The sequence below is a fragment of the Echinicola pacifica DSM 19836 genome, from assembly GCF_000373245.1.
Classification (GTDB): domain Bacteria; phylum Bacteroidota; class Bacteroidia; order Cytophagales; family Cyclobacteriaceae; genus Echinicola; species Echinicola pacifica.
In genome coordinates, this window is the sequence record NZ_KB890739.1 from 427,897 (window position 1) to 450,161 (window position 22,265).

Annotated in this window: 18 protein-coding genes and 1 riboswitch; of the genes, 11 read left to right on the plus strand and 7 right to left on the minus strand. The window is 42.5% G+C overall.

Going from position 1 to position 22,265, the window contains the following annotated elements; genetic code table 11:
• Positions 1-7: 7 nt before the first annotated feature.
• From B050_RS0106350 to B050_RS0106360, 3 genes are read left to right on the plus strand one after another with little or no spacing between them, the layout of a single operon-like run.
• Positions 8-694: a hypothetical protein gene (locus B050_RS0106350; protein WP_026235688.1), complete on the plus strand. Its 687-nt coding sequence runs from the start codon at positions 8-10 to the stop codon at positions 692-694.
• Between the two features lie 5 nt (positions 695-699).
• Positions 700-2,838, plus strand: a complete 2,139-nt coding sequence (locus B050_RS0106355) for a 7TM diverse intracellular signaling domain-containing protein (protein ID WP_018473062.1) — start codon at positions 700-702, stop codon at positions 2,836-2,838.
• The gene (locus tag B050_RS0106360; protein WP_018473063.1) at positions 2,835-3,917 is read left to right on the plus strand and encodes a hybrid sensor histidine kinase/response regulator; all 1,083 of its coding nucleotides are present in this window, start codon (positions 2,835-2,837) and stop codon (positions 3,915-3,917) included. Before B050_RS0106355 ends, B050_RS0106360 begins: the two co-directional genes overlap by 4 nt.
• A gap of 158 nt (positions 3,918-4,075) precedes the next feature.
• Here B050_RS0106360 and B050_RS0106365 read toward each other — a convergent pair whose 3' ends face one another.
• The gene (locus B050_RS0106365; protein WP_026235689.1) at positions 4,076-4,792 is read right to left on the minus strand and encodes an SIMPL domain-containing protein; all 717 of its coding nucleotides are present in this window, start codon (positions 4,790-4,792) and stop codon (positions 4,076-4,078) included.
• Between the two features lie 166 nt (positions 4,793-4,958).
• Here B050_RS0106365 and B050_RS0106370 point away from each other — a divergent pair, with 166 nt between their 5' ends.
• From B050_RS0106370 to B050_RS22075, 3 genes are all read left to right on the plus strand, one after another.
• Complete coding sequence (locus B050_RS0106370; RefSeq protein ID WP_018473065.1) at positions 4,959-5,498, plus strand: inorganic diphosphatase; 540 nt, start codon at positions 4,959-4,961, stop codon at positions 5,496-5,498.
• 360 nt (positions 5,499-5,858) lie between these two features.
• The gene (locus tag B050_RS0106375) at positions 5,859-6,995 is read left to right on the plus strand and encodes a 1-acyl-sn-glycerol-3-phosphate acyltransferase (protein WP_018473066.1); all 1,137 of its coding nucleotides are present in this window, start codon (positions 5,859-5,861) and stop codon (positions 6,993-6,995) included.
• Between the two features lie 237 nt (positions 6,996-7,232).
• Positions 7,233-7,604 (plus strand): DUF983 domain-containing protein, encoded by a 372-nt coding sequence (locus B050_RS22075; protein ID WP_052308737.1) that lies wholly within the window; start codon positions 7,233-7,235, stop codon positions 7,602-7,604.
• Positions 7,605-7,610: 6 nt separating this feature from the next.
• On the opposite strand, the gene B050_RS0106385 is transcribed toward B050_RS22075, so the two are convergent.
• Entirely contained in the window at positions 7,611-9,140 is a 1,530-nt protein-coding gene (locus B050_RS0106385; RefSeq protein WP_026235691.1) for a BCCT family transporter, read from the minus strand.
• A gap of 409 nt (positions 9,141-9,549) precedes the next feature.
• On the opposite strand from B050_RS0106385, the gene B050_RS0106390 reads away from it, so the two are divergent.
• Together B050_RS0106390 and B050_RS0106395 are read left to right on the plus strand one after the other, a co-directional pair.
• Complete coding sequence (locus B050_RS0106390) at positions 9,550-10,596, plus strand: App1 family protein (RefSeq protein ID WP_018473069.1); 1,047 nt, start codon at positions 9,550-9,552, stop codon at positions 10,594-10,596.
• Positions 10,597-10,598: 2 nt separating this feature from the next.
• Positions 10,599-11,474, plus strand: a complete 876-nt coding sequence (locus tag B050_RS0106395) for a diacylglycerol/lipid kinase family protein (protein ID WP_018473070.1) — start codon at positions 10,599-10,601, stop codon at positions 11,472-11,474.
• Positions 11,475-11,493: 19 nt separating this feature from the next.
• Here B050_RS0106395 and B050_RS0106400 read toward each other — a convergent pair whose 3' ends face one another.
• Together B050_RS0106400 and B050_RS0106410 are read right to left on the minus strand one after the other, a co-directional pair.
• Positions 11,494-11,949, minus strand: a complete 456-nt coding sequence (locus B050_RS0106400; protein WP_018473071.1) for a DinB family protein — start codon at positions 11,947-11,949, stop codon at positions 11,494-11,496.
• A 482-nt stretch (positions 11,950-12,431) separates the two neighbouring features.
• On the minus strand, positions 12,432-13,892 hold the full coding sequence (locus tag B050_RS0106410) for a Gfo/Idh/MocA family protein (protein ID WP_018473073.1): 1,461 nt from the start codon (positions 13,890-13,892) through the stop codon (positions 12,432-12,434).
• A gap of 309 nt (positions 13,893-14,201) precedes the next feature.
• Here B050_RS0106410 and B050_RS0106415 point away from each other — a divergent pair, with 309 nt between their 5' ends.
• A complete protein-coding gene (locus B050_RS0106415; protein WP_229802442.1) occupies positions 14,202-15,752 on the plus strand; it encodes a beta-N-acetylhexosaminidase in 1,551 nt (516 codons plus the stop codon).
• Between the two features lie 44 nt (positions 15,753-15,796).
• Here B050_RS0106415 and B050_RS0106420 read toward each other — a convergent pair whose 3' ends face one another.
• The 3 genes from B050_RS0106420 to B050_RS0106430 all read right to left on the minus strand — a co-directional run bounded on the left by B050_RS0106420 (position 15,797) and on the right by B050_RS0106430 (position 20,514).
• Positions 15,797-16,972: a trans-sulfuration enzyme family protein gene (locus tag B050_RS0106420; RefSeq protein ID WP_018473075.1), complete on the minus strand. Its 1,176-nt coding sequence runs from the start codon at positions 16,970-16,972 to the stop codon at positions 15,797-15,799.
• A gap of 128 nt (positions 16,973-17,100) precedes the next feature.
• Positions 17,101-17,207: riboswitch (SAM riboswitch) on the minus strand.
• A gap of 212 nt (positions 17,208-17,419) precedes the next feature.
• Positions 17,420-18,088 carry a GDSL-type esterase/lipase family protein gene (locus B050_RS0106425; protein ID WP_018473076.1) on the minus strand — a complete coding sequence of 223 codons (669 nt, stop codon included), beginning with the start codon at positions 18,086-18,088 and terminating at the stop codon, positions 17,420-17,422.
• A 1,217-nt stretch (positions 18,089-19,305) separates the two neighbouring features.
• Positions 19,306-20,514, minus strand: coding sequence for a Gfo/Idh/MocA family protein (locus B050_RS0106430; protein ID WP_018473077.1), 1,209 nt, complete (start codon positions 20,512-20,514; stop codon positions 19,306-19,308).
• Between the two features lie 479 nt (positions 20,515-20,993).
• On the opposite strand from B050_RS0106430, the gene B050_RS0106435 reads away from it, so the two are divergent.
• On the plus strand, positions 20,994-21,590 hold the full coding sequence (locus B050_RS0106435; RefSeq protein WP_018473078.1) for an acetyltransferase: 597 nt from the start codon (positions 20,994-20,996) through the stop codon (positions 21,588-21,590).
• Complete coding sequence (locus B050_RS0106440) at positions 21,587-22,243, plus strand: Crp/Fnr family transcriptional regulator (RefSeq protein WP_018473079.1); 657 nt, start codon at positions 21,587-21,589, stop codon at positions 22,241-22,243. Before B050_RS0106435 ends, B050_RS0106440 begins: the two co-directional genes overlap by 4 nt.
• The last annotated feature ends 22 nt before the right edge of the window (positions 22,244-22,265 follow it).

Below are 22,265 nucleotides of genomic sequence, written 5' to 3' on the forward strand. Positions count from 1 at the left end.
TTAAAGCATGAGGGTTAGGATAAGGGCAGTTAGATCTATAAATGATACTACCACAACTGATAAGTATATTGACGGACATTTTTCGGTGTTGGAATCATATGGGGTGACCAAGGTGACCTCTGCTGATAGGTCTTGGGCCAATAACCCCAATGTGTATTTATTGGTGGTAGAGTCAGAAGATGGATCTAAGGTATTTGGCGGCGGAAGAGTTCAGATTAAAAATGAAGCATATAATTTACCTTTAGAGCCTGCGATCGTAGAGAAGGATACCCGCATAGTGGAGTACATGAGCCAGTATTCAGATATGGAAGTGGCAGAACTCTGCGGGGTATGGAATTCCAAAGAGATCGCTGGCTATGGTATTGGGGCCATATTTCTGATTAGAGCAGGGGTAGCTGTGGCTTCTTTGCTCGATCTGAAGTGCCTGATGGGGTTTTGTTCCCCTTTTACCTTGCAAAATTGCCAGAAATTAGGTTTCAAAATTATAGAAAACCTAGGTGATAATGGAACCTTTTTGTATCCTAAAGAAGGCCTTATCGCGACGATTCTGGATATCAAAAACCTAAAGGATTTGCCCAATGCCAAAGAGGAGGAAAGGGACAATATCTTTTATTTGAAAAATAACCCTGTCCATTCCTCAAATGAAACAAGCCCAAAAGGTGAGTTTACAATAATGTATGACCTGAATGTCTGATCTATATGAAGATTTTTACCTTAAATGTAAAGGTGCTTATTAGACTCATAGTAATAGTGGTCGGGGCATTGCCTTTTATTGGCTGTTCTGAGGCTATTGAAAATGATAAAAAACAAGAGTTTAAAATAGATCAATATGCCATCCTCGATGTAGAAAATGGGGACCTAACTAATTTTTCCATCAAAGAAGGTCTTCACGATAACCTTGTGGTTTCTCTAGGGATTCAGACCGATACGGTCTATATATTAGCCCATTTGGATGACAAATTAGCGTATCAGGGTCAGGCAGCTTATCTGGAACTTAAGAGCCCTACTCTTAGAAGCATAGAAGTATTTCATAAAAATGAGGAAGGGGAGCATACCTCTCTAGGCCTCGATGGTACCGCCTATTCGGTGGATATCCATGGGATTAGTGACCATCTCAATCCCGTATTTCATCTGTCGCAACTTAAAGAGGGTGAGTTTATCCTTAAAATATACTCTAAAGAACCCATCGCCTTTGAGACCTCCGTTTACCCAGAGCGGGTATTCCAAAGGATAAATACTCGTAGATTACTATTGGCCAATATATACATCGGTATAATGTTGGCCTTATTTCTTTATAATCTGGTACTGTATTTTTCTATCAAAGATAAAGTGTACCTCGTGTATTGTCTTTATACTTTATTTATCTCCCTGGCCCAGCTGTCCCTGTCAGGATATTCGATGATTATCCTTTTTGGTGACAATTATCAGTTATTTGAGCAGAGTGCTGTTATATTTTCTGGTATTTCTGGTATTTTTGCAGTGACCTTTGTTAGAACCTTCTTGAAAACCAAGAAGATAACACCTGCATTAGATAAAGCATTACTGGGTATTGGGGTTTTATACGTGCTGGTCCTTGTTTCTAGCCTATGTAGTCTGGTAGAGCTGAGCTATAGACTTACCGATCTGGCGGGAATGCTGGTGGCCATCGTGTTTTTCATGACTGGAGTGATGGCCGCGAGAAAAGGCTATCGCCCTGCGGTTTATTTTCTGATTGCCTGGTCTTTCTTCCTGATAGGCGTTGTGATGTTCGTTCTGCGGAACCTGGGCATAGAGCTGTTTCAGGATTTAGCCAACTTCCCTATGCTGATAGGGACGGCACTGGAAGCGATATTGCTTTCCCTTGCCTTGGCTAATAGAATTAATATTCTCAAAAAAGAGAAAGAACAGCAGCAACAGGGGAAATTGGAAGCCCTAAAGGAAAACGAACGCTTGATAAGAGAGCAAAATGCCCTCTTAGAAGATAAGGTAAAAATGAGGACTGAGGAGTTAGAAATGACCCTCAAAAACCTCCAGAATACCCAAACTCAGTTGGTTAATCAAGAAAAAATGGCTTCTTTGGGACAACTTACCGCAGGTATAGCTCATGAAATCAATAATCCGATTAACTTCGTAAGCAGTAATATTTCCCCTCTCAAGAGGGACCTGCAGGATGTCTTAGAAATCATGCAGACCTATAGAGAAAAAGGGAAAGTTGAATTTTGTGAGGCAACTCAATCTGAGATCAAAGAGCTGGAGGAAGATTTAGAATTTGATTATTTAATAGAAGAAATAGACATGCTTCTCAAAGGCATGGAGGATGGCGCCAAGAGAACGGTGGAGATCGTCAAGGGATTACGCTTATTCTCTAGAGTGGATGAGCAGGATGTCAAAAAAGTGGATCTTCATGATGGAATCAATAGTACTTTAGTATTGCTTAACAGTACTATGGGTAGGGTGGAAGTGGTCAAAAACTACAAGGAAATCCCCATGGTGGAGTGTCTGGCTGGGAAAATCAACCAGGTCTTTATGAATATCATTAGCAATGCTATTCAGGCCCTGACCGAACAAGGATCAGCCAACAGTAATCCACAGATTACCATTAATACCTCGGTGGACAAGGACCGTGTTCGCATGGAAATAGCAGATAATGGCCCCGGAATGCCGGAGCATGTGAAAGAGAGAATTTTTGAGCCTTTCTTTACCACCAAAGCGGTGGGAAAAGGCACGGGCTTGGGACTATCTATAGTATATAAAATAATAGAAAATCATCAAGGGACTTTAGAAGTGGTCTCGCAGGAGGGTAAAGGAACAACTTTTGTGATAACATTGCCAATTTACCAAAAAAACACCAAAGAATGAGTGGTAAAATACACGTTTTATATCTGGATGACGAGGATAACAACCTCAATTCTTTTAAGGCCAGTTTAAGAAGGGATTTCAAAATCTTCACTGCTCTCAATGCAGAGGAAGGTCTTATAATCGCCCAACGGGAAGAAGTGCATGTGGTGATTGCTGATCAGCGTATGCCTGGCATGACGGGGGTGGAGTTTTTTGAGAGGCTGGTGCAAGTTAAGCCTGACCCCATAAGGATCCTTCTTACTGGATATTCGGATATTGCCAGTGTGATAGATGCAATCAATAAAGGCGAAGTATATCGCTTTATCGATAAGCCTTGGAATATTGAGCAAATTAAAAATGCCATAAAAAATGCTGCTGATATTTACTTTACGCGGCAGGAACTTAAAGAGAAGAATACAAGGTTGGAGAAAATGCACTCTGAGATGAATCAGTTTGTCTATAGCCTTTCTCACGAACTCAGAGGGCCACTGATGAGCATCTCTGGCGTGTCCAAATTGGCTAAGATGGAATGCTTTGACCCGACCATCCTGGAATATTTTGAGATGATCGACTCGGCCACCGTGAAGCTGGATGACTTTATCTATAAAATGCTGGACTTCTATCGCTCCACCAAGATCGATAATGTGGTCGCCAATGTGGATTTTGGAGAGCTCCTCAATCAACAATACGAGGCGTACCAAAATAAGTGGGACTTAGGCGAAATTGAAATCGAAACGATTATCGACCAAAAGGAGGAGTTTTATTCTGATGAGGCGAAACTCAGAGTGATCTTCAATAACCTCTTTAGCAATGCCTTTAAATTCCAAAAAGAAGATAATTCGGATAAGTATATCAAGATTAGAATCGAGGTCTCTGGTGGCAATGCAATTATCGAAGTGGCGGACAATGGTATAGGAATCGATGAGAAATATAGAGATGGCGTTTTTAACCTTTTTCATAGGGCCACACAGAAGAACGTGGGTTCTGGGATAGGCTTATATATGGTCAAGGAATCTGTCGAACAGCTGCGTGGCTCAATCGAGCTAAACACAGTCTTGGGTGAAGGTACCCAGTTTAGGATCACCATTCCTTCCTTATAGCAGTCCACTCTAGAGTAGCCAGTGTGGGGATATACTTTTCTTTAGGGAAGAATTACTCTCCACTTTGGGTCCGCTAAGGCACTAATAAATGCTAAGGCATAGAAAAGGCGTCAAGATTTCCTGACGCCTTTTCTATGCCTTGTTTTTTGAAGGTATTATTAATCTTGGTCGTAGCTAAATACCACCATTATATTATCAGTGAGTTTTTGCTCCTCCGGATTGAAACTTGGAGCGGCATCTGCAGCTTCGGCCTTCATCATCCTATATTCCATCTGCGGTCTGGGGAAGTCGAAGCTTCCACCAGAGGAATAAGTGATATTGCTGACCTTAATGGGGCCTAAATCCATGGTGCTGGCTATGAGTTCTGCCTTATATCGAGCATCCTTAATGGCGCTTTGGAGAAGTGTTTCTTTATAGGACTTAGTCTTTTCTTCTGAGATCCCAAACTGCACATTAAAGGTGATTTCTTCATTTTCACCTAAAACCTGCACGGCCTTCACTAAATCCACCTCTGGATTAGAAATTTTTATTTTTACGTTTTGTCTCGCCACATAGCCGCTGTCTTTGCTGGTGCCTTTAGTATATATCCTGTTGATATTTACCTGATAATTATCGGTGGTCAATTTATAATCCTTAAGCTTGGACTTATTGATTTGTTTCTGGATATCTTCGACCTGCTGATTCAGCATCTTTGTTGCTTCGGAGGCAGTCATGGCCTTTTTTATGGCGGATATATTGATAATAGCCTCATCAGGGATAATGGCAATTTCGCTGAAACCATTGACTTGAATGGTGTTTTTTTCTTTAGAGTCTTGCGCCATAAGAGTAGTAATGTTTACCAAAAGTACTGCTAATATTAGAGTTATTTTTTTCATGTTATATTGGTTTGTTTCCATGTTCTATACGTCAAAAGACCAGCCAATATAACAGTGGAAACAAAAATTATAATAAATTCAGCTTTTTTTGCTTTGTTAACTTCATAATTGGCAGTAATTTGCCACCCATATAATTTTGAACACAAAAACATAAAAAGTTTTTAATATGATCAATCCATGGCATGACGTCAATATAGGAGAAGAAGCCCCTGAATTTGTTCAAGGCGTCATTGAAATTCCAAAAGGAAGTAAGGGAAAATATGAATTGGATAAAGAAACCGGTATGTTGAAGCTGGATCGTGTGCTGTTTTCTGCAGTTCACTACCCTGCCAATTACGGTTTTATTCCACAGACTTTTTGCGAAGATCATGATCCTTTGGATATTTTGATAATTTCACAAATTGATATTCCATCCATGACTTTGGTGAAAGCCAAGGTGATCGGTGTGATGCGAATGATTGATGGCGGAGAGGCAGATGATAAGATTATCGCTGTGGCTGCTGATGATCAGTCGGTAAATTATATCAACGATATCGATGAGTTGCCTCCGCACTTGATGAAGGAAACGCATAGATTCTTCGAGGATTATAAGAAATTGGAAAGTAAAGATGTAAAAGTGGAAGATTTCCTTGGCAAAGAAGATGCGATGAGAATTATCCGCGAAAGTGTAGAGCTCTATAATAAAAGCTTCCGAAATAAGAAGTAATTCCCTTTTCGAAAGATAGATGGTCCCAAAACTTTATTTTGGGCCTATAAGCTCTATCCTCACAAAAAAAGCAGCTGTCTTCGTATAGCTGCTTTTTTTATTTAAAGCGCTTAGCAAATAGGCTCAGCTTAATGAGATCTGGGCGGAGCTTACGTCTGGTGTCAATAGAGAGGTAGGCGGAGAGAGTGGCTTGAGCACTGCGTGAGAGGGTGAGGGAATGGGCCTTCTATAGGCGACTTATTCGTGTGTTGGATTGGTTTTTGGAATCCGGGGGAAGGTCCTCTCCATAACTTAATTTGTAGGTAAAGTTCAGCCTACACATATTTTTTTGTAATTTGCGACTTTGTAAAGAAAAACAACATGTCAAAATTTGATCATATAAGACCGTTTTATGATACTGAGGTGAATCAGGCATTGCGCAGTATAGCCGATGATCCGATGATGAAAGCCATTATGGCCTTTACCTTCCCTGAGTTGGAGGAGGCAGAATGGGTAAAGGAGCTCCATCGGACTTATTCTATCCGTGATTTCCAGATTAATTTCATCTATCCTGCGATCAATATGGTGCTGAAAAAGAGCTCAGAAGGGCTTTCTTATTCAAAATTGCAACATTTGGATCAGCATACCCCCTACCTGTTTATCTCTAATCACCGAGATATAATTCTGGATACCTCCTTATTAAACTATGTCCTATATAGTGAGGACTTGATGATGACCTCCAGTGCTATTGGGGATAACCTGGTGAAGCGTCCGCTGCTTTTGGCCCTTTCTCGCTTGACCAGAAACTTTGTGGTTCAGCGGGGGCTACCGGCCAGAGAAATGCTGGAAAGCTCCAGGCTCATGTCCGAGTATATCGGAGAACTTATCTTCCATGAAAATCGATCGGTCTGGATCGCTCAGCGAGAAGGACGTACCAAAGATGGCAATGATGCTACCCATAAGGGCATCCTGAAAATGATCGCCATGGGAAAAGGGGATCTGGCCGATTTGGAGTACTTCAAGAAACTTAATATCGTTCCCGTTTCTTTTTCTTATGAATATGATCCCACCGATGTATTGAAAATGCCTGAATTGATGGCCAAATCAAGATCTGAGGTATATGTGAAGCAAGATAATGAGGACTTTAATACCATCATCAATGGCATTATGGGCCAAAAGAAAAGAATTCATGTCCATATCGATTCACCAATAAATGACGAAATAGACGCTATCCTCCAAAAAGGAGAGTCTGGAAATAAGCAGCTTCAAGAGCTCTGCGATGTCATCGATAGACGCATTATCAGTAATTATAAACTTTGGCCTTCCAATTATATAGCCTTTGACTTATTATATCCGGGCGAACTTTTCGCCAATGAATATACAGAGGCGGAAAAGCAGGACTTTGTCGCACGAATGAATAAGGGTGTGGACACTTCCGATGTGGTGGCGCTGGAGAACTTCCTGAATATGTATGCTAACCCTGTCAAAAATAAGCAAACCATCCTGAATGGGGAATAATACAAATGATGATTAGGCCCTATTTTCATAAATAATGAGGGTATAAAATATCAAAACAACAAAGACCGCTGAACGACTCTGTTTGGCGGTCTTTTTTTTAGCGGTTGCCACCAGGGAAATTGAGGTGTTTGGTAGGTGGGAACAATTTACCAGTTAAATTTTGGGATTTGCTCACCGGGCTCTGGCTATCATTCGATGGAGTTTTGTTATCTTTAGTAGTTAATAAATCACAAGCAAATGAAAAGTACGGGAGCCGCAATATTGGCAGCTAAATGTCCACGATGCCATCAGGGAAGTATCTTTCCTGTATCATTGATGAGTTTCAGGAAATTGACACAGGTGAATGACCATTGTCCCAATTGTAATGCGACGCTGGAGCCAGAGCCGGATTTTTATTATGGAGCGATGTATATCAGTTATGCCCTTTCGGTAGCCCTAGTGGTCAATATAATGCTCATTCTTAATTATGGTTTTGGTGACCCCGAGATTTGGGTGTATCTGGTGACCGTAGGAGTGACTAATGTGCTTCTGCTGCCTCTGATGCTGAGGTATTCTAAGGTGCTCTATTTGTATATTGCAGGAAAACTGAAATATGATCCTAATGCCTGATTTTTCTTAAAGATATTTGCTGGGTTGCCACATGATTTTCCAAAGGCTTATCATGATGGTGGCCAGCAAAAATAATGCAGGAAGGCCTCCCAAATTGGAGAGCATTTTTACGCCATCAATTCCTGCAAAAGTGATCATGACCCAGGCCAGGATCCCTACGAGTAAGCCCCAGGTGACTTTTAGGCGGTTGTCGGAGTCCAGCTGCTGGAGATCAAACTTCTTCATGCTCAATGAGGCCATCGCTTCCGTTCCCGAATCTGCCGCAGTCACATAGCTGATAAACATGGCAATGATAAAGGCAGGTTGGAGTAGCTCAGCATGACCAATTAGGCTGATTACTTCATAGATAATTGATTCCGGACCCATTGTTTTTAGCAATTCCCGAAAATTGACAGGGCCCTCACTGGCAAAATACAAGGTGCTCCCTCCAAAAATCCCCATCCATGCAAGGCAAAAACAGGCAGGTAAAAACCAGTTGAATAGCAAGAATTCTCTCACGGTCCTTCCATAGGCTATTTTTCCCAAAAACAATGCGGTTATGGGGGCCCAGGCCATCCAATTGGCCCAGTTGAATACTGACCAGGATTGTGTCCATTCGGAGTTTCTGATCTCTCCTAGTTGTAGGCTTAGCGGGATATAGCTGCCGATAAGCTCCTGGAAGCCCTGAAGGCTGAGCATGATGATCTGCTTACCTGGCCCGAGAAGAGCTATGGCTAAGCTGAAGAGGATAAAAAAGAAGAAATTAATTCGGCTGAGGTTCTTGATGCCATGATCTATCCCCGAGGAAGCTGAGAGGATGAAAGCGGTGATGATGCCAGTAGTGACTAAGGGGATAAGTAAGGGGCTGTTTAGCGCTGGCCACATACTGCCTAGTCCACCAGTAATGCTCAAAATCCCTGCACCTAATGAGGCCGACATACCAGAAACCAAGGCAAATAGACAGATCATATCGATCAGATTCGCATAGCGTGGAGCATGTTTACCTAGAAGCGGTGATATGGGACTGCTAAGGCTGAAGGCTTGATTTCGATTATAGATCGCTAATGCCACGGCCAAGGCCGGAATGGAGTAAATCGCATAAGGCGTAAATCCCCAATGCAGGAAAATCGCTGACATAGCAAATACCGAGGATTCAGGGCTGGACTCGGGAATATGCGCAAATGCCGGGGGGGATAGAAAGTGAAATAATGGCTCAGCACTGCCCCAAAATAAAATCCCTACTGCGACCGTCGTACAGAGGACAATCGAAAACCAACTTAATCTGCTGAACCGAGGCCTGGCATCTGCTCCACCAATTCTGTACTTCCCCAAGGGGGAAATCAAAACAGCAATACAGGTCAATACCATGAAAAAAGAGGTATAGGAAAAGGCTAATGAAAAATGGTCAAGGATGAAAGTATTGATGGAACTCATCGCTAGCTCGAAAAGGCTGGGCTGCACCAGACTCATCACCACTGCAAACGTTAATAGGATAAATGGCGGCCAAAACACCCATTTCTTAACTAGTTTATCGTATTTTTTCCAGTATTTATCCAATTTATATCCTTTCAGTAGAATTGATTATGCTTAAGACTGACTTATCTTTGGTAGGAGTATAGCCTGAATAGCTCGCTAGTGTAGGCATAAATTTTGAATTTAGCATCAGCAGTCTTATTTTCTTTATTTAGTGATCTAAAATAAAGTATAAATGATGATTTCCAATGACTTTGGGATGATTGTTGATTGAATCTTTTAAGTCAATCTTTTTTCAAATGATGATTTTACCTGAGTGATACATTTTGAGGTAGATAAAGTTTTGTAATGAATAGTGACCTCATGGATTGCACTGTATTTGAATACAGGACTTAAGTCACTTCAGGATATTGGCTTGGAATATATACTGAGCTGAGAGCCTTAGGGATTGTTGGAGAAAGAGAATTCGAGTCTATAAAATTATACCACAGTTATGATCATTAGATTACTTACTTTTCCATTTAGATATGCCATTTCAAAAATCAAGAAATGGTTAGGGAACCTTGATAAGATTAAAGTGGAGCCCTTATATGCTTTTGGGAATGAGGAGTGCATATTTGTCAAGGCTAGGGTGGTGGAGGCCTACAGACAAAGTCGCCCCTCCGAGAAAAACAATCGCTTTCAGAATGTGCTGGCGGCACTGCGGCGGTACGCAGGAAGTAGTGTGCCCGATGCGCGAGTCACGGTCACTTGTGCGGGTCAGCAGCATGTACTGGAGAGTGATGAGGAAGGGATCGTCTCAGGGAAATTCCGAGCTCCCATGGGCAAAAAACTCCATGCTGATTCGGTGATCTTTAAGCTGCAGGAGGAAGAAGGACTGGTAAGAGAGCATAAAGAAGAGGAGATTCCCGTTTGTCAGTTTTCCAAAAATCACCCCACTGGAATAATATCCGATATTGATGATACCGTATTAGTCTCTCACGCCACGGAAATTGGTAAGAAACTCTGGCTGTCAGTATCGAAAAATGCCTATACTAGACGACCCTTCCCAGGCGTTAGTAAGTTTTATCATGCACTTACCAATGCCGGCGAGCATCCCATCTTCTATGTGTCCAGCAGTGATTGGAATTTGTTTGATATGATCAAGGATTTTATGGATTTCAGAAATATTCCCTCAGGTCCTTTATTACTTCAAGATTTACATCTTAATTTGAAAAATATATGGAAATCAGGAGGCGGAAATCATGAGCATAAGCTAGAAAAAGTAAGAATGTTACTGGCGATCTATCCGGGGATGAATTTTTTCTTGATCGGTGACAGCGGTCAGCATGATCCAGAACTATATGAGCAGGTCATCAAAGAGCATCCCGGAAGAGTGAAGACGGTGTATATCAGGAAAGTAAAGCATGAGATCACTGAGGAGCGAATGGAGATGGTCCATAATCTCAAAGAAATACCAAATTCACCAGAAGTAATATTCGTTAAGGATACCGAGGAGGCACTGAAGCATGCCTTGGAGCATTCTTTTATTGTTCAATAAATATGAAAAAGAAATTTTTGTATGTCGTAAACCCTATCTCAGGAGATGGGGATGACAGGGAGGAAGTCAGTGACTTGCTTTGTAACAGCCTTCATGATGTGGAATTCCAAACCTGGGAAACCACAGGGAAAGAATCGGATCCTGAGCAAATCAGAGAAATGCTAAATAGTAATGCTTTTGACGGCGTATTGGTAGGAGGAGGAGACGGTACCATCAAGATGGTGGTGCAGGCCATCAAAGGAATGGGGGTGCCAGTGGGGATTATCCCTCTGGGGTCTGCCAATGGATTAGCCACAGATTTTGGGATTCATGGAATCTCGGATGCTTGTCATGCCATCAAAAACGGGATTGAAAAGCGGGTAGATCTTTGGGATATCAATGGGGAACTGTGTATTCACCTAAGTGACTTTGGTTTTAATGCTGGCTTGGTAAGAAAGTCCTCAGACCAGGAGGGTAGAGGAATGCTGTCCTATGCAAAGGGCTACCTCGCCCAACTTCAGGAGATTCAGTCGTATCGTTTTAGACTCCTGGAGCAAGGAGACGCTCGAGAAGTAACTGCCAAGATGCTAGTCATCGCCAATGCTGCCAAATATGGTACTGGCGCAAGGATCAACCCTTTCGGCGATATCTCTGATGGACAATTTGAGATTATTGCATTAAACCCTGAGGGGATTGACCAGATAATATCCCTTTCTATAAGCCTGTTTAAAGATAATATTGAGGAACTTGATTTTGTGAAATCCTGGAGTTTTAACGAGCTGGAGATTGAAAACCTCGACGGGGCCGATTTTCAGGTGGATGGAGAGGTGATGCCTCAAACAGATAAAGTCAAGATTACTAAGATCAATGAACCCATTGTATTTTATGCCCTTGAATAAATCTGCCTGAGGCTATTTGTTATCCTTTTAATGCTCTTCGCTGGGCTAGCGCATAGCCTAAGTGCATGGCTTCATGGAGACCATTGAACTCCACTGCATCGTGGATAGACTTTACTGTAATGCCAAAACTCGTGGAGTATTCTGTGAATTCTTTGAATATCCCGATCATAAGGTCATTCTTGAAGCTTTCTAAGGTGGATAATGAAAGTATCTTCAAATGCTCAAGCTCCTTTGCCGAAATGGGTCCCTCAGGTTTGGTGCCCTTTCGGTATTTTTGCACTAGTTCATCTTCTATCAATAACTCCTGACCAGCAAGTCGGTAGCATAACAACTGCTGCGTGACAATGATATGGCCAAAATTCCAAGCAATATTATTGTTGAATCCTGGAGGTATTCGGTTAACTTCCTCCAGACTTAGGTCATTGATGAGGTTAATGAAGTTTTCTCGGGTTTTAATAACGGGGTGGATGTTCATGTTGATTTGCTGTTGGTAAATTAATATTAGGTGTATAATTATTCTATGAATAAGGCATTGCCTCTAAATTCTTCATGGCAAATTAATCGGAGTTGCCTGTTTTCCTGTTCCCTGCCAAATAGTGAGGCTAAAGGAAATAGGCTAAAAAAAGAGCCAGACAGATTCCATCGCCAATCGGGGCTCATAAATAGAGGCATGTGTACTGAGAAATAATATCTAAAATAGATATATTTTTTATATTATCGTACAGAATACACTTCTACTTAGGAGCTTATGGGTTTTTCAATAGGCTTCAAATAGGTCTTTAGTAAAAACTTAAGGTAATTAAATAAGTAGGGTTAATAAGCGTTTTTACCAATTATTTGTACCAAAAAATGGTGAATAGTAATTGTTATTGGGCTATTGCCTAATAGCAATTATTTATTCACCACTTTATAATATAATTTAGGGAAGGATTTCCTTCTAGTAATAGGGTTGTTGCCTTACATTTTCAAGGACCAGTCGCCTCGATATTCTCTTTTTACAAATTGGTTGGCTTCATCGAAGTTCGTTACTTTCATATTCGGTCCGTCCCACACTAGTTTTATACCTCTTCCCGGATAGTTATGTCCTCCATTTTCCTTAGGCGTGCGAATGTCATAGCTTCTTATAGCCAGGTTGCCCATAAGCACAGATTCGGTCAATGGTCCAGCGACAGAGAAAGGAGAGCTCAAAGCTTTGAATTCCTTACTGCCATGACCGGCCACGCAGGCTTTCACCCATTGGGCGTAGTGGCCATTGGCTCCATCTTCCACTCTTGCTAAGGTCTCAGGGACTTTGTCCCCATCCTCCCTGGAGGTTGGGAGTAATTTTGGGTTGATACCATAGGTAGAGCACATCATTTTGCCTTTAGTACCTTCGATAATCACGCCATTTCCGCCGTCTCCCATTTGCTCATTTGGTCCGAGCTCTTCGGGTCTGGTGGGTTGGATACCACCATCCATCCAGTGAAATTCGATGTCCCGGCCTTGAGGAGAATTGAATCTCAGGGTAACATGAGAGGAAGGAGGGCAGCCATCAGGGAAATAGCCTCGTTGGAATTCTCCCACATATACGGATCCCACGCTGCATTCTGCTTCAGACGGATATCCTAATCCTAGAACTCTAAACGGAGGCTCCATAATATGACAGGCCATATCGCCAAGGGCGCCCGTACCATAGTCCCACCATCCTCGCCAGTTGAACGGCACTAGATTGTCCACGTATTCTCGGTGAGGGGCAGTCCCTAGCCATAGATCCCAATCCAGTTCGGCTGGGGGAGTGCTGCCTTGCTCTGGCCATTTGATGCCTTGAGGCCATACTGGTCGATCGGTCCAGCACCATACCTTGGTAGCCTCTCCGATAAGCCCGGCCTCATACCATTCGACCATTCTTCTTACCCCATCACCGGAGGAACCTTGATTGCCCATTTGAGTGACCACCTTGTATTTTTCGGCTGCCTGAGTGAGCATCCTTGCTTCATATATATCGTGGGTAAGCGGCTTCTGTACATAGACATGCTTGCCCAGCTGCATCGCCGCCATAGCCTGTACTGCGTGATTATGATCCGGCGAGGATACGGTCACCGCATCGATGTGCTTATGCTCCTTTTCGAGCATTTCACGGAAATCCTTATAATACTTGGCTTTGGGAAAGCGCTTTCTGGAGGTGGCCGCTCTTCTGTCATCCACATCACATAAATAACCTATTTCTGCCTGGCCACTTTTATACATCATATTGATGTCACTTTCTCCCTTGCCACCCACTCCTATGCCTGCTACCACGATCTTGTCACTAGGAGCCGTAAATCCCGGGCCGCCAAGTACATGACGGGGAACCAAGTAAAATCCGGCAGCAGCTGTCGCCGCTCCCTTCATAAAATTTCGTCTGGAATTTTCCTGGCTTACTTCTTTTTTCTTTTTCATGTGGAATATTGTCGATTTCTTATTATTTCAATTTGACCAATCAATTTATTGAATTCTTTTTTTACTTCTAGCTAAAAAATTATTTTTCCCATCGAATGGTAAATATTTTATTTGGACGGACTTAGATTTTATCCCCTTATTTGACCAAAAACCGCCTATACCTCTGCGGCTAAATCGATAAAATCTACATTATATCAGTGGATTTACCCTTTATAAGAATGTTGTTTAGCTTGCTAAGTTTTGAAAAAAAATTGATTAAGTTTAGGTTTCGTAAGAATTTAATATAAAAATAATAAACCGATGGTCCTGATGAAATGGAGTAAGTTGCTTGGTCTAGGTCTGTGTATTGCTGCGATGGTAGCATGCGAGCCAGATCCCAAAATGGAGGATGCAGTTCTGCTGCCCCTGCCACAGGAAGTGAGTTCCGCTAAAGGCTCCTTCGAAATCGATGGAAACACCGAGGTATTGATTGGCTTTGATATGGAGGGCATGGATTTGAGTGCAGGTTTCCTGGCTAATTTGCTAAAAAATTCTACAGGTCTCAATCTGCAGGTAAAGAACCAAAAACTTCCTTCTGATGGGAGTATCTGGCTCACTTTAAATGATGATTTTGCTGCGGAGGGCTATCAAATTGAGGTATCCGAAAATCAGGTGATCATCCAGGGAGGAAGTCCCGCAGGCTTGTTCTATGCCGTGCAGACTTTACGAATGCTCTTACCCAATGAGGTTGAAAAAGCAGGTAGCTATGAAGGTGTGAGCTGGAAAATCCCTGCTGGCATTATTAAAGATGCTCCTACCTATGATTATAGAGGAAGTATGCTGGATGTGTCCAGACATTTCTTTGAGGTGGCGGATGTGAAGAAGTATATTGATTATCTGGCGATGTATAAGTACAATTACCTTCATCTTCACCTATCAGATGACCAGGGTTGGAGGATCGAAATTAAATCTTGGCCAAAGCTAACAGAAATCGGAGGCTCTACCCAAGTAGGAGGTGGTAAGGGTGGATTCTATACCCAAGAGGATTATAAGGATATCGTACAGTATGCCGCAGATAGATTCATTACCATCGTTCCGGAGATCGATATGCCTGGGCATACCAATGCGGCATTGGCGAGTTATCCAGAACTTAATTGCGACGGGGAGGCTCCGGATCTGTACACTGGCACTGAGGTTGGTTTTAGTACATTCTGCACCGATAAGGAAGTGACCTATCAGTTTGTGGATGATGTGATTCGCGAATTGGTGGAGATTACTCCCGGACCCTATATTCACATTGGTGGTGATGAGTCTCATGTGACCGCTTTGGAGGATTATATTCCCTTTATAGAGCAGGTGCAAGATATGGTAACCTCCTATGGTAAGCAGGTGATAGGCTGGGATGAGATCGCTCATGCTGCACTGAGACCAAGCGCTACGGCTCAGTACTGGGCCAAGGCCGAGAATGCTAAGATGGCCGTGGAGCAGGGTGCCAAAGTATTGATCTCGCCAGCCACCCGCGCTTATCTAGATATGCAATATGACTCTACAACACGTTTGGGGCTTCACTGGGCTGCCTATGTGGAGCTGGATAGCGCCTATCTTTGGGAGCCATCAGAATTGGTAGAGGGAATTAATAAGGAGAATATTCTGGGCGTAGAAGCCCCATTGTGGACGGAGACGATTTCTACCCTGGATGAGGTGGAGTATATGGTTTTCCCAAGGCTTATCGCCATATCAGAAGTAGCATGGACGGATGCAAAAGACCGTAACTGGGAGAGTTTTAAGAAAAGGTTGAAAAGCCATTATAAGCGGATGGAGTTAATGGATATTGACTTTTATAAATCTCCGCTGATCGATAGTGTAGAAGTTAAGAAATAAAAAAAAGCCCAATCAAATTAATGATTGGGCTTTTTTTTGAGCATTTATTTTGACTTGTCGAGAGCCTGCTGCACATCGGCTATGATGTCTTCATGGTGCTCTAGACCAGTGGATAGTCGTATCAAACCTGGCAGGATTCCTACGCGCTGCCTTTCCTCTTCGGTGAGTTTGCTATGAGTGGTGGATGCCGGATGCGTTATGATGCTTCTGCTGTCTCCTAGATTGGCAGTGACCGTGATCATCTGTAGCTGATCGATGAATCGCTGAGCGCGTTCTATGCCCCCTTTAAGGGTAAGTGTGATGATGCCTCCCCCTTGTTTCATTTGTTTTTTGGCCAGCTCATGTTGAGGATGACTTTTTAGAAATGGGTATTTGACAAATTCCAGTTCTGCATTACCTTCGAAATAGGAGGCCACTTCGAGGGCGTTTTTGCAATGCCTATCCATCCTTACGGCGAGGGTTTCCATGCTTCGGGAAAGTATCCATGCATTGAATGGAGAGATGGAAGGGCCAGTATGGCGGGCAAAGAAATTGATCTCGTCAATAAGTTCTTTCTTGCCTAAAATCAATCCGCCTAATACCCGGCCTTGACCGTCGATGTATTTGGTGGCGCTATGGGCCACGATATCCGCTCCCCATTGGGCTGGCTGCTGCAGGTAAGGGGTCGCAAAGCAGTTGTCCACCACCAGGATTAGATTATGAGCTTTCGCAAATTTACCTACCCATTCCAAGTCGATGATTTCCAGACCAGGATTAGATGGGGTTTCGATAAATAGCATTTTGGTATTAGGCTGGACGAGTTTATCCCAGTTTTCTATATCAGAAATATCCCCATAAGTGGAGCTGATGCCCCATTTAGGAAATACCCTAGTCAATAATTGGTGCGTGGATCCAAAGAGCGAGCGTGAGGCCAGGATATGGTCCCCTTGCTGCAAGAGCGCAGCCATGCTTGCAAACATCGCTGCCATACCAGAGGCAGTGGCTAGTCCAGCTTCTGTGCCTTCCACGGCGCAGACCTTCTCTATTAGGTCAGTGCTGTTTGGATTGGCATAGCGAGAATAGATATTGCCAGGGATTTCCTCAGCAAACATCTGTCGGGCTTCCTCGGCACTGTCAAAAGTGAAAGAGGAGGTAAGGTATATCGGAGCGCTGTGCTCTCTTTGGTTTGATTTGGAGGAGGCAATGCGGATTGCTTCCGTTTCAAAATGCTTCTTGGACATGAGTGAGATCTTTCTTGATGAATATTGATTTGGAATACAGGAAAAAATTGCCCCGCATCGAATAGATCCTGGACTGTGTGTGATGAATGAGGAAAAAAAAGTGTACGTATAACTGTGTCATAATTTCTAATTTATAGCTCCCTATTTTTTTGGGCAGGTTTTGGCACCTTTTTGTAGTTACAAATGGTTGCCAGAGGGTCTCAGAGCCTGGTCTCTCGCCTCTTCTTTATAAATCAGTTTCCTGAAGTAGTGCAAAGTAACAGTGGCAAATCGTATTTTCCAAACGATTGCCTTCTTGATATAAAATAAAGTATATCTGGTGTTTTTTCAGCAATAATAAAAATACCATGCTGCCATAGGTGACATTACCCCTCAATATTTTTATTTAGCAAGTAAATAAGCTGTTGCAACCCAAGGTTTGCCTACTCATACGTTAAGGGATGATCTTTACTTAAAGTATTTTCCGATGACCTTAGCCCAGTCATCATAGCCATTTTTATTCATATGAAGGCTGTCCTCTAGGAAGATTTCTGGCTTGGGACGCCCCTGAGGATTGATGGCTATATCCCATACGTTCGCAAATTCCACCTTGCTGTCCGTATTTGCATATACCTCAAGGAGTCGGTTGAGGTCGTTATATTCCTTCTTTAGGTGCCAGCGGGAGGGGCTTGGTTTTGGGCTGATCAGGACAATGCCAGCCTCTGGCAGTGCTTCTTGGATTTTTGCGACTAGTGTCTTCATGGTCTTCAGGACCAGAGCAGGGCTTTTTCCACTCGCCAGGTCATTGTCGCCTTCATAGATAAAGACCTTTTGTGGATGATAGTGCAAAATTAGCTCCTCTGCGAAGTGTAATAATTCATGGGTTTGAGAGCCTCCAAAGCCCGTATTTACGATAGTTTTGCCAGGGAAGTAGCTAGGCAGGTCTTTCCATAGTCTTACGCTTGAGCTGCCTGTAAAGAGATATATGGGACCCTGATCGGGGACGGGGGTGCTTTCTGTGATCTGCTTTACCTCGGCATCGAATCGCTCAGGACCCTGCTGGGCAAATCCATAGGAGCTGCATAATATGATGAGAGAGAATCCTAAGGCCTTCAGCCGCGCTTTCCATTTTTTCATTCTTTCTTCTAGCTTATTATTGAATATTCAATGTAAGGATATTTTGCAGAAGGATGAAATTCTATTTTAGCATGGCTTCCTTATGTTATTCATTTTGTCAATGGTGAAACTTGAATAGGGGTGTTTCTTACAATTACAAGCCGTTAAACCAGCTAGGTAAATATTCATTAAAAGCAGAACCAACAAAATAGGTCTGTTATTTGGCCTTTAGCTTGAATGGATCATTTGGTTTGAATATTAATTATTGGCCTATATCAGGTATTGTGCTAAGGTAAACCATAATAGGGTTTTAGATGGTTTTTGGAGGGAAATCCATTTGTCCTCGATAGTGTAAGTGTATATTTCTATATAGTTATTTGGCGATTTTTGATTTTTTCCAATTACTGCTGTTTATTGAGATGCATTTTAAGAAATTGTTAAAGAAAATCCATTTTGTACACTAATTACGGTAATTAATCGTTTTAGTGACTTTTTAGGGCGGGTTTTGGTGACTTTTCCCGGTGTTTTCCCTCTATTTTGATAGCTTTGACAGAAAGTTCCAGAGAAAATAATTATCGCATTTTATTGTATTAAAAAATATTTTTATTAAGTTTAAAGAAGTTTTGGTTCCAAAAATGAGGATTTCAATCCTTTTTTCCAAAATATATACGGCTGTTAGTCAGTTAAAATAAACCCATTCGAGGAATCTCTGCAAAGATTCCTCTTTTTTTTGCCCTTTTTTGAACCGGGATTTATGGGAATTGCATAAATGACGTTAAATAAGGTTAAAATTTGAACCAGATTTTTAAGGTTTCGCAAAATGCCACCTGTTAATCTGCCCTTTTTTAGGCCTAAGTCCTTGTAATTGAGTCTATTTTGCTAAAATGAACCTAAAATCAAGCCCAAAAAGTGCCTTTAAAGTGGTTTTAATACGATAACAGTGATTTCTACGCTATATATTATCTTAATGTTATGCTATTAAATCTAGCTGTTTTTATGTGTTATAGATACAGTTAATAGTTGCTGATTATTTGGCAGTCCTTGAAAAATTAATTTTCAGGAAGAAAAATTTTTTACTCAGGTAGAAAAAAATACACAGAAGGAGTGATATCCTTCCTGCCTTTGGTTTAATTACATTGCCTAAAACCTAAAAACCAAAAAAAAAACCTCTGCAGCCTTAGGCTAAACAGAGATTTTAGTATACGTCATATCACTTAAGAGGTCTTAAGCATTTTATCTTAGCTGTAATTATACTCAGGCTTCCATTCTTCTAAGGTATTATGGAAGAGGGAATGGTTGGCGAGGTGGATACAGGTGGCTGTAGTGGCACCACTGATTACATTCGAAGCTGGCATCTGTTGCGTCTGGATGGATTTGTGGAAATCTTCCAGGGCGTAGATCGTTCCATCCTTGGTTTTTTCATCTAGAATAGGGATTCCTTTTCCGTCCTTCCAGGTAAGCTTAGTCGCACCAGAAACTCCGTCCACAATTTGCAGCTCCTCCATTTTCTTTTGTTCAGGGTAGAAGTATCCTTCATCCATTAGGAGTTCGATGGTGCCTTCGGTTCCTTTGATACTGAAGGAATAGCCTTCACGGGCATTGCTGCAGGTCGCCCCAAAGTTACCGATCATTCCTGCCTTATCATATCGCAGGATTAATTGCACATTATCATAAGTCTCTCTGCCGTCCTTATAGTTATCAATGCCACCAGCACCCATGATGCGGTCTGGGTTGGTTTCGAATGCCCAGTTGATGAAGTCAATCTGGTGAGAGAGCAATTCCGCGGGTAATCCCCCCGAATATTCCTTGTACATCCTCCAGTTGATGGCTCGCTCCATAGACGGATCCGGTACGGGTCTCTTCCAGTTCCAGTTACGATCCCATCGGGAATCGATCTGGGTGATTTTGCCCATATATCCTGACTGGACCATATCTCGCACCTTATAGTATAATGGCGTATATCGATATTGGTGGCCCACCTGTAGGGTAAGTTTAGGGTTTTGTTTCACCAGCTGGATGAGCTCCTGAGCTTCTGGGATGTCATAAGTCATGGTTTTTTCCAGATAGACATGGAGTCCAGCCTGCAAGGAGGCCTTCGCTGGGGCAAAGTGCATGTTTAGAGGAGTGGCGATCACCACTGCATCCAGATCCACCTTGTCTAGCATATCCTGATAGTGCTTATAGGATTTGCCCTTAAGTTTAGGGAATTTTTGGTAAACCTGCTCTAGCCTAAAGTCCATAATGTCACAGGCAGAAACAAGGGTATATCGGTCTGGCATTCGACTAATTACGTGCATGATGCCTTTTCCTCGGTCACCACATCCGATGACTCCGACCTTAAGTGGTCCTTTATCTGAATTGGCGTTGAATGCACTCGCAATTGGGTAAGGGAATATGGAACCTCCTACAACCAAGCCCCCCGATTTGATAAAATCCCTTCTATTCATACTTATTATTCATTATAATTTTAGTAACTAATTTCTTGAATTCAATACCTGTCTATGCCCTAAATCCAGAATGCCTTGACAGAGGTCTGCTAGTCTATTTTTATAGTCTTTATGACCAAAACGAATGATTTTATATTGTATTATCCTTTCGAACTGCCTCAAAAAATCATTCTTTAGACTTTGGACAAAGTTTAAATATATAGTATTCTTTGATCAAAGAAAAGTAGATGATTTTTAAATTGAAGTAAAAAGATGTTAATGGGTCATATATCTGGCTGTGAGGTAATTTATTAGGATTGCTTATCGTCCTATGGCGCCTCCTGCCAAGGACGAGCCTTAAGCGATCACTTCTTGATCTTTGGGGGATTTTCTTCGAATATGATTCTTAAGTTTATATTTACATTAGTTTTGTAATGGCTGTTTTCCTCAAATAATGAGAAAGGAGCGACAAGGTAATAAAGCATAAATAAGGTGATTATATGTATCTATTCGGCGCTTCAGGTCATGCCAAAGCCATAATTTCGGCTCTCGAAAGCCAAAATATCCCTTTGATGGGGGTTTTTGATGATAATCCTGAGCTTGAGCTATGCCTAGGCTATCCTGTCCAGCGCTGGCCGGAGCAGGGGCTTCCTGCTGATACCAAGCTGATCCTAGCGATTGGCGTCAATAAAACCCGGGAGAAATTGGTTCAGAGGATAGGTGCGAGTCATAATTACGGGAATATAATTCATAGGATGGCTTTTGTGAGTCAGCATAGCAGGGTAGGGCAGGGCACAGTCATCATGGCTTCAGCGACTGTCCAGGCAGCGGCACACATAGGAGACCATGTCATTATAAATACCTCCGCCTCGGTGGATCATGATTGCCAGATAGGTGACTTTGTCCATATTGGCCCCAATGCCACTCTATGTGGTGGGGTATCTGTGGGTCATGGAAGCTTGATCGGGGCAGGATGTACGATAGTGCCCGGGATACGGATCGGGCGAGACGTGGTCATTGGCGCAGGAAGCGTAGTATTGCGAGATGTGGAGGATGGTCAGCATCTAAATGGTCTTATAAAAATTGAAAAGAAATGAATAAATCATCTATACAATCAGTGCTTCCCGGATTCAAGGATCAGAAGTTATTAGATGCGATAGAGGAGGTGGGGCAGGTCATCACTATGCCCGCCGGCACCGTTCTGATGGAGCCCGGCCGAACCATCGACAGGGTGCCTTTGGTGCTGGAAGGAGCCATCAAAGTCCTGAGGATGGACGAGGAAGGTAAGGAGCTGTTTCTGTACTATATCTACCCTGGAGAGACCTGCGCCTTATCGCTGAGCTGTTGCCAAAGTCGGCAGCTAAGTGAGATCAGGGCGGTGCTAGAGGAGGATTCCTTATTGCTTACCGTCCCTGCGGAGGTTCACGAGGCCTGGAATCAATCTTTTCCTGATTGGAAGAATTTCGTTTCCCAAACCTATCAAAAGAGATTTCAGGAAATGCTGAAGGTCTTAGATTCGGTCGCTTTTCTGAAAATGGATCAAAGATTGGTCCGGTACCTTGTCGCCAAAAAAGAGAAAAATGGAGGTACAGAGCTGCATCTTACTCATCAGGAAATAGCAAATGAACTCGGCACTTCTCGAGAGGTGATTTCGCGCTTATTAAAGCAGCTGGAAAAGAAGAAATGGATTGAGCTAGGTAGAAATAAGATTGATGTAAGAGCTGATTTGGAGGAGCTGGACTGGAAATAGAGTAAGCGCCCGCCGCTTTCCC

Coding starts and splice junctions, on each gene's coding strand:
- B050_RS0106350 (WP_026235688.1), top strand. CDS start 8: ATGAGGGTTAGGATAAGGGCAGTTAGATCTATAAATGATACTACCACA.
- B050_RS0106355 (WP_018473062.1), top strand. CDS start 700: ATGAAGATTTTTACCTTAAATGTAAAGGTGCTTATTAGACTCATAGTA.
- B050_RS0106360 (WP_018473063.1), top strand. CDS start 2,835: ATGAGTGGTAAAATACACGTTTTATATCTGGATGACGAGGATAACAAC.
- B050_RS0106365 (WP_026235689.1), bottom strand. CDS start 4,792: ATGAAAAAAATAACTCTAATATTAGCAGTACTTTTGGTAAACATTACT.
- B050_RS0106370 (WP_018473065.1), top strand. CDS start 4,959: ATGATCAATCCATGGCATGACGTCAATATAGGAGAAGAAGCCCCTGAA.
- B050_RS0106375 (WP_018473066.1), top strand. CDS start 5,859: ATGTCAAAATTTGATCATATAAGACCGTTTTATGATACTGAGGTGAAT.
- B050_RS22075 (WP_052308737.1), top strand. CDS start 7,233: ATGAAAAGTACGGGAGCCGCAATATTGGCAGCTAAATGTCCACGATGC.
- B050_RS0106390 (WP_018473069.1), top strand. CDS start 9,550: ATGATCATTAGATTACTTACTTTTCCATTTAGATATGCCATTTCAAAA.
- B050_RS0106395 (WP_018473070.1), top strand. CDS start 10,599: ATGAAAAAGAAATTTTTGTATGTCGTAAACCCTATCTCAGGAGATGGG.
- B050_RS0106400 (WP_018473071.1), bottom strand. CDS start 11,949: ATGAACATCCACCCCGTTATTAAAACCCGAGAAAACTTCATTAACCTC.
- B050_RS0106410 (WP_018473073.1), bottom strand. CDS start 13,892: ATGAAAAAGAAAAAAGAAGTAAGCCAGGAAAATTCCAGACGAAATTTT.
- B050_RS0106415 (WP_229802442.1), top strand. CDS start 14,202: ATGAAATGGAGTAAGTTGCTTGGTCTAGGTCTGTGTATTGCTGCGATG.
- B050_RS0106420 (WP_018473075.1), bottom strand. CDS start 16,972: ATGTCCAAGAAGCATTTTGAAACGGAAGCAATCCGCATTGCCTCCTCC.
- B050_RS0106425 (WP_018473076.1), bottom strand. CDS start 18,088: ATGAAAAAATGGAAAGCGCGGCTGAAGGCCTTAGGATTCTCTCTCATC.
- B050_RS0106430 (WP_018473077.1), bottom strand. CDS start 20,514: ATGAATAGAAGGGATTTTATCAAATCGGGGGGCTTGGTTGTAGGAGGT.
- B050_RS0106435 (WP_018473078.1), top strand. CDS start 20,994: ATGTATCTATTCGGCGCTTCAGGTCATGCCAAAGCCATAATTTCGGCT.
- B050_RS0106440 (WP_018473079.1), top strand. CDS start 21,587: ATGAATAAATCATCTATACAATCAGTGCTTCCCGGATTCAAGGATCAG.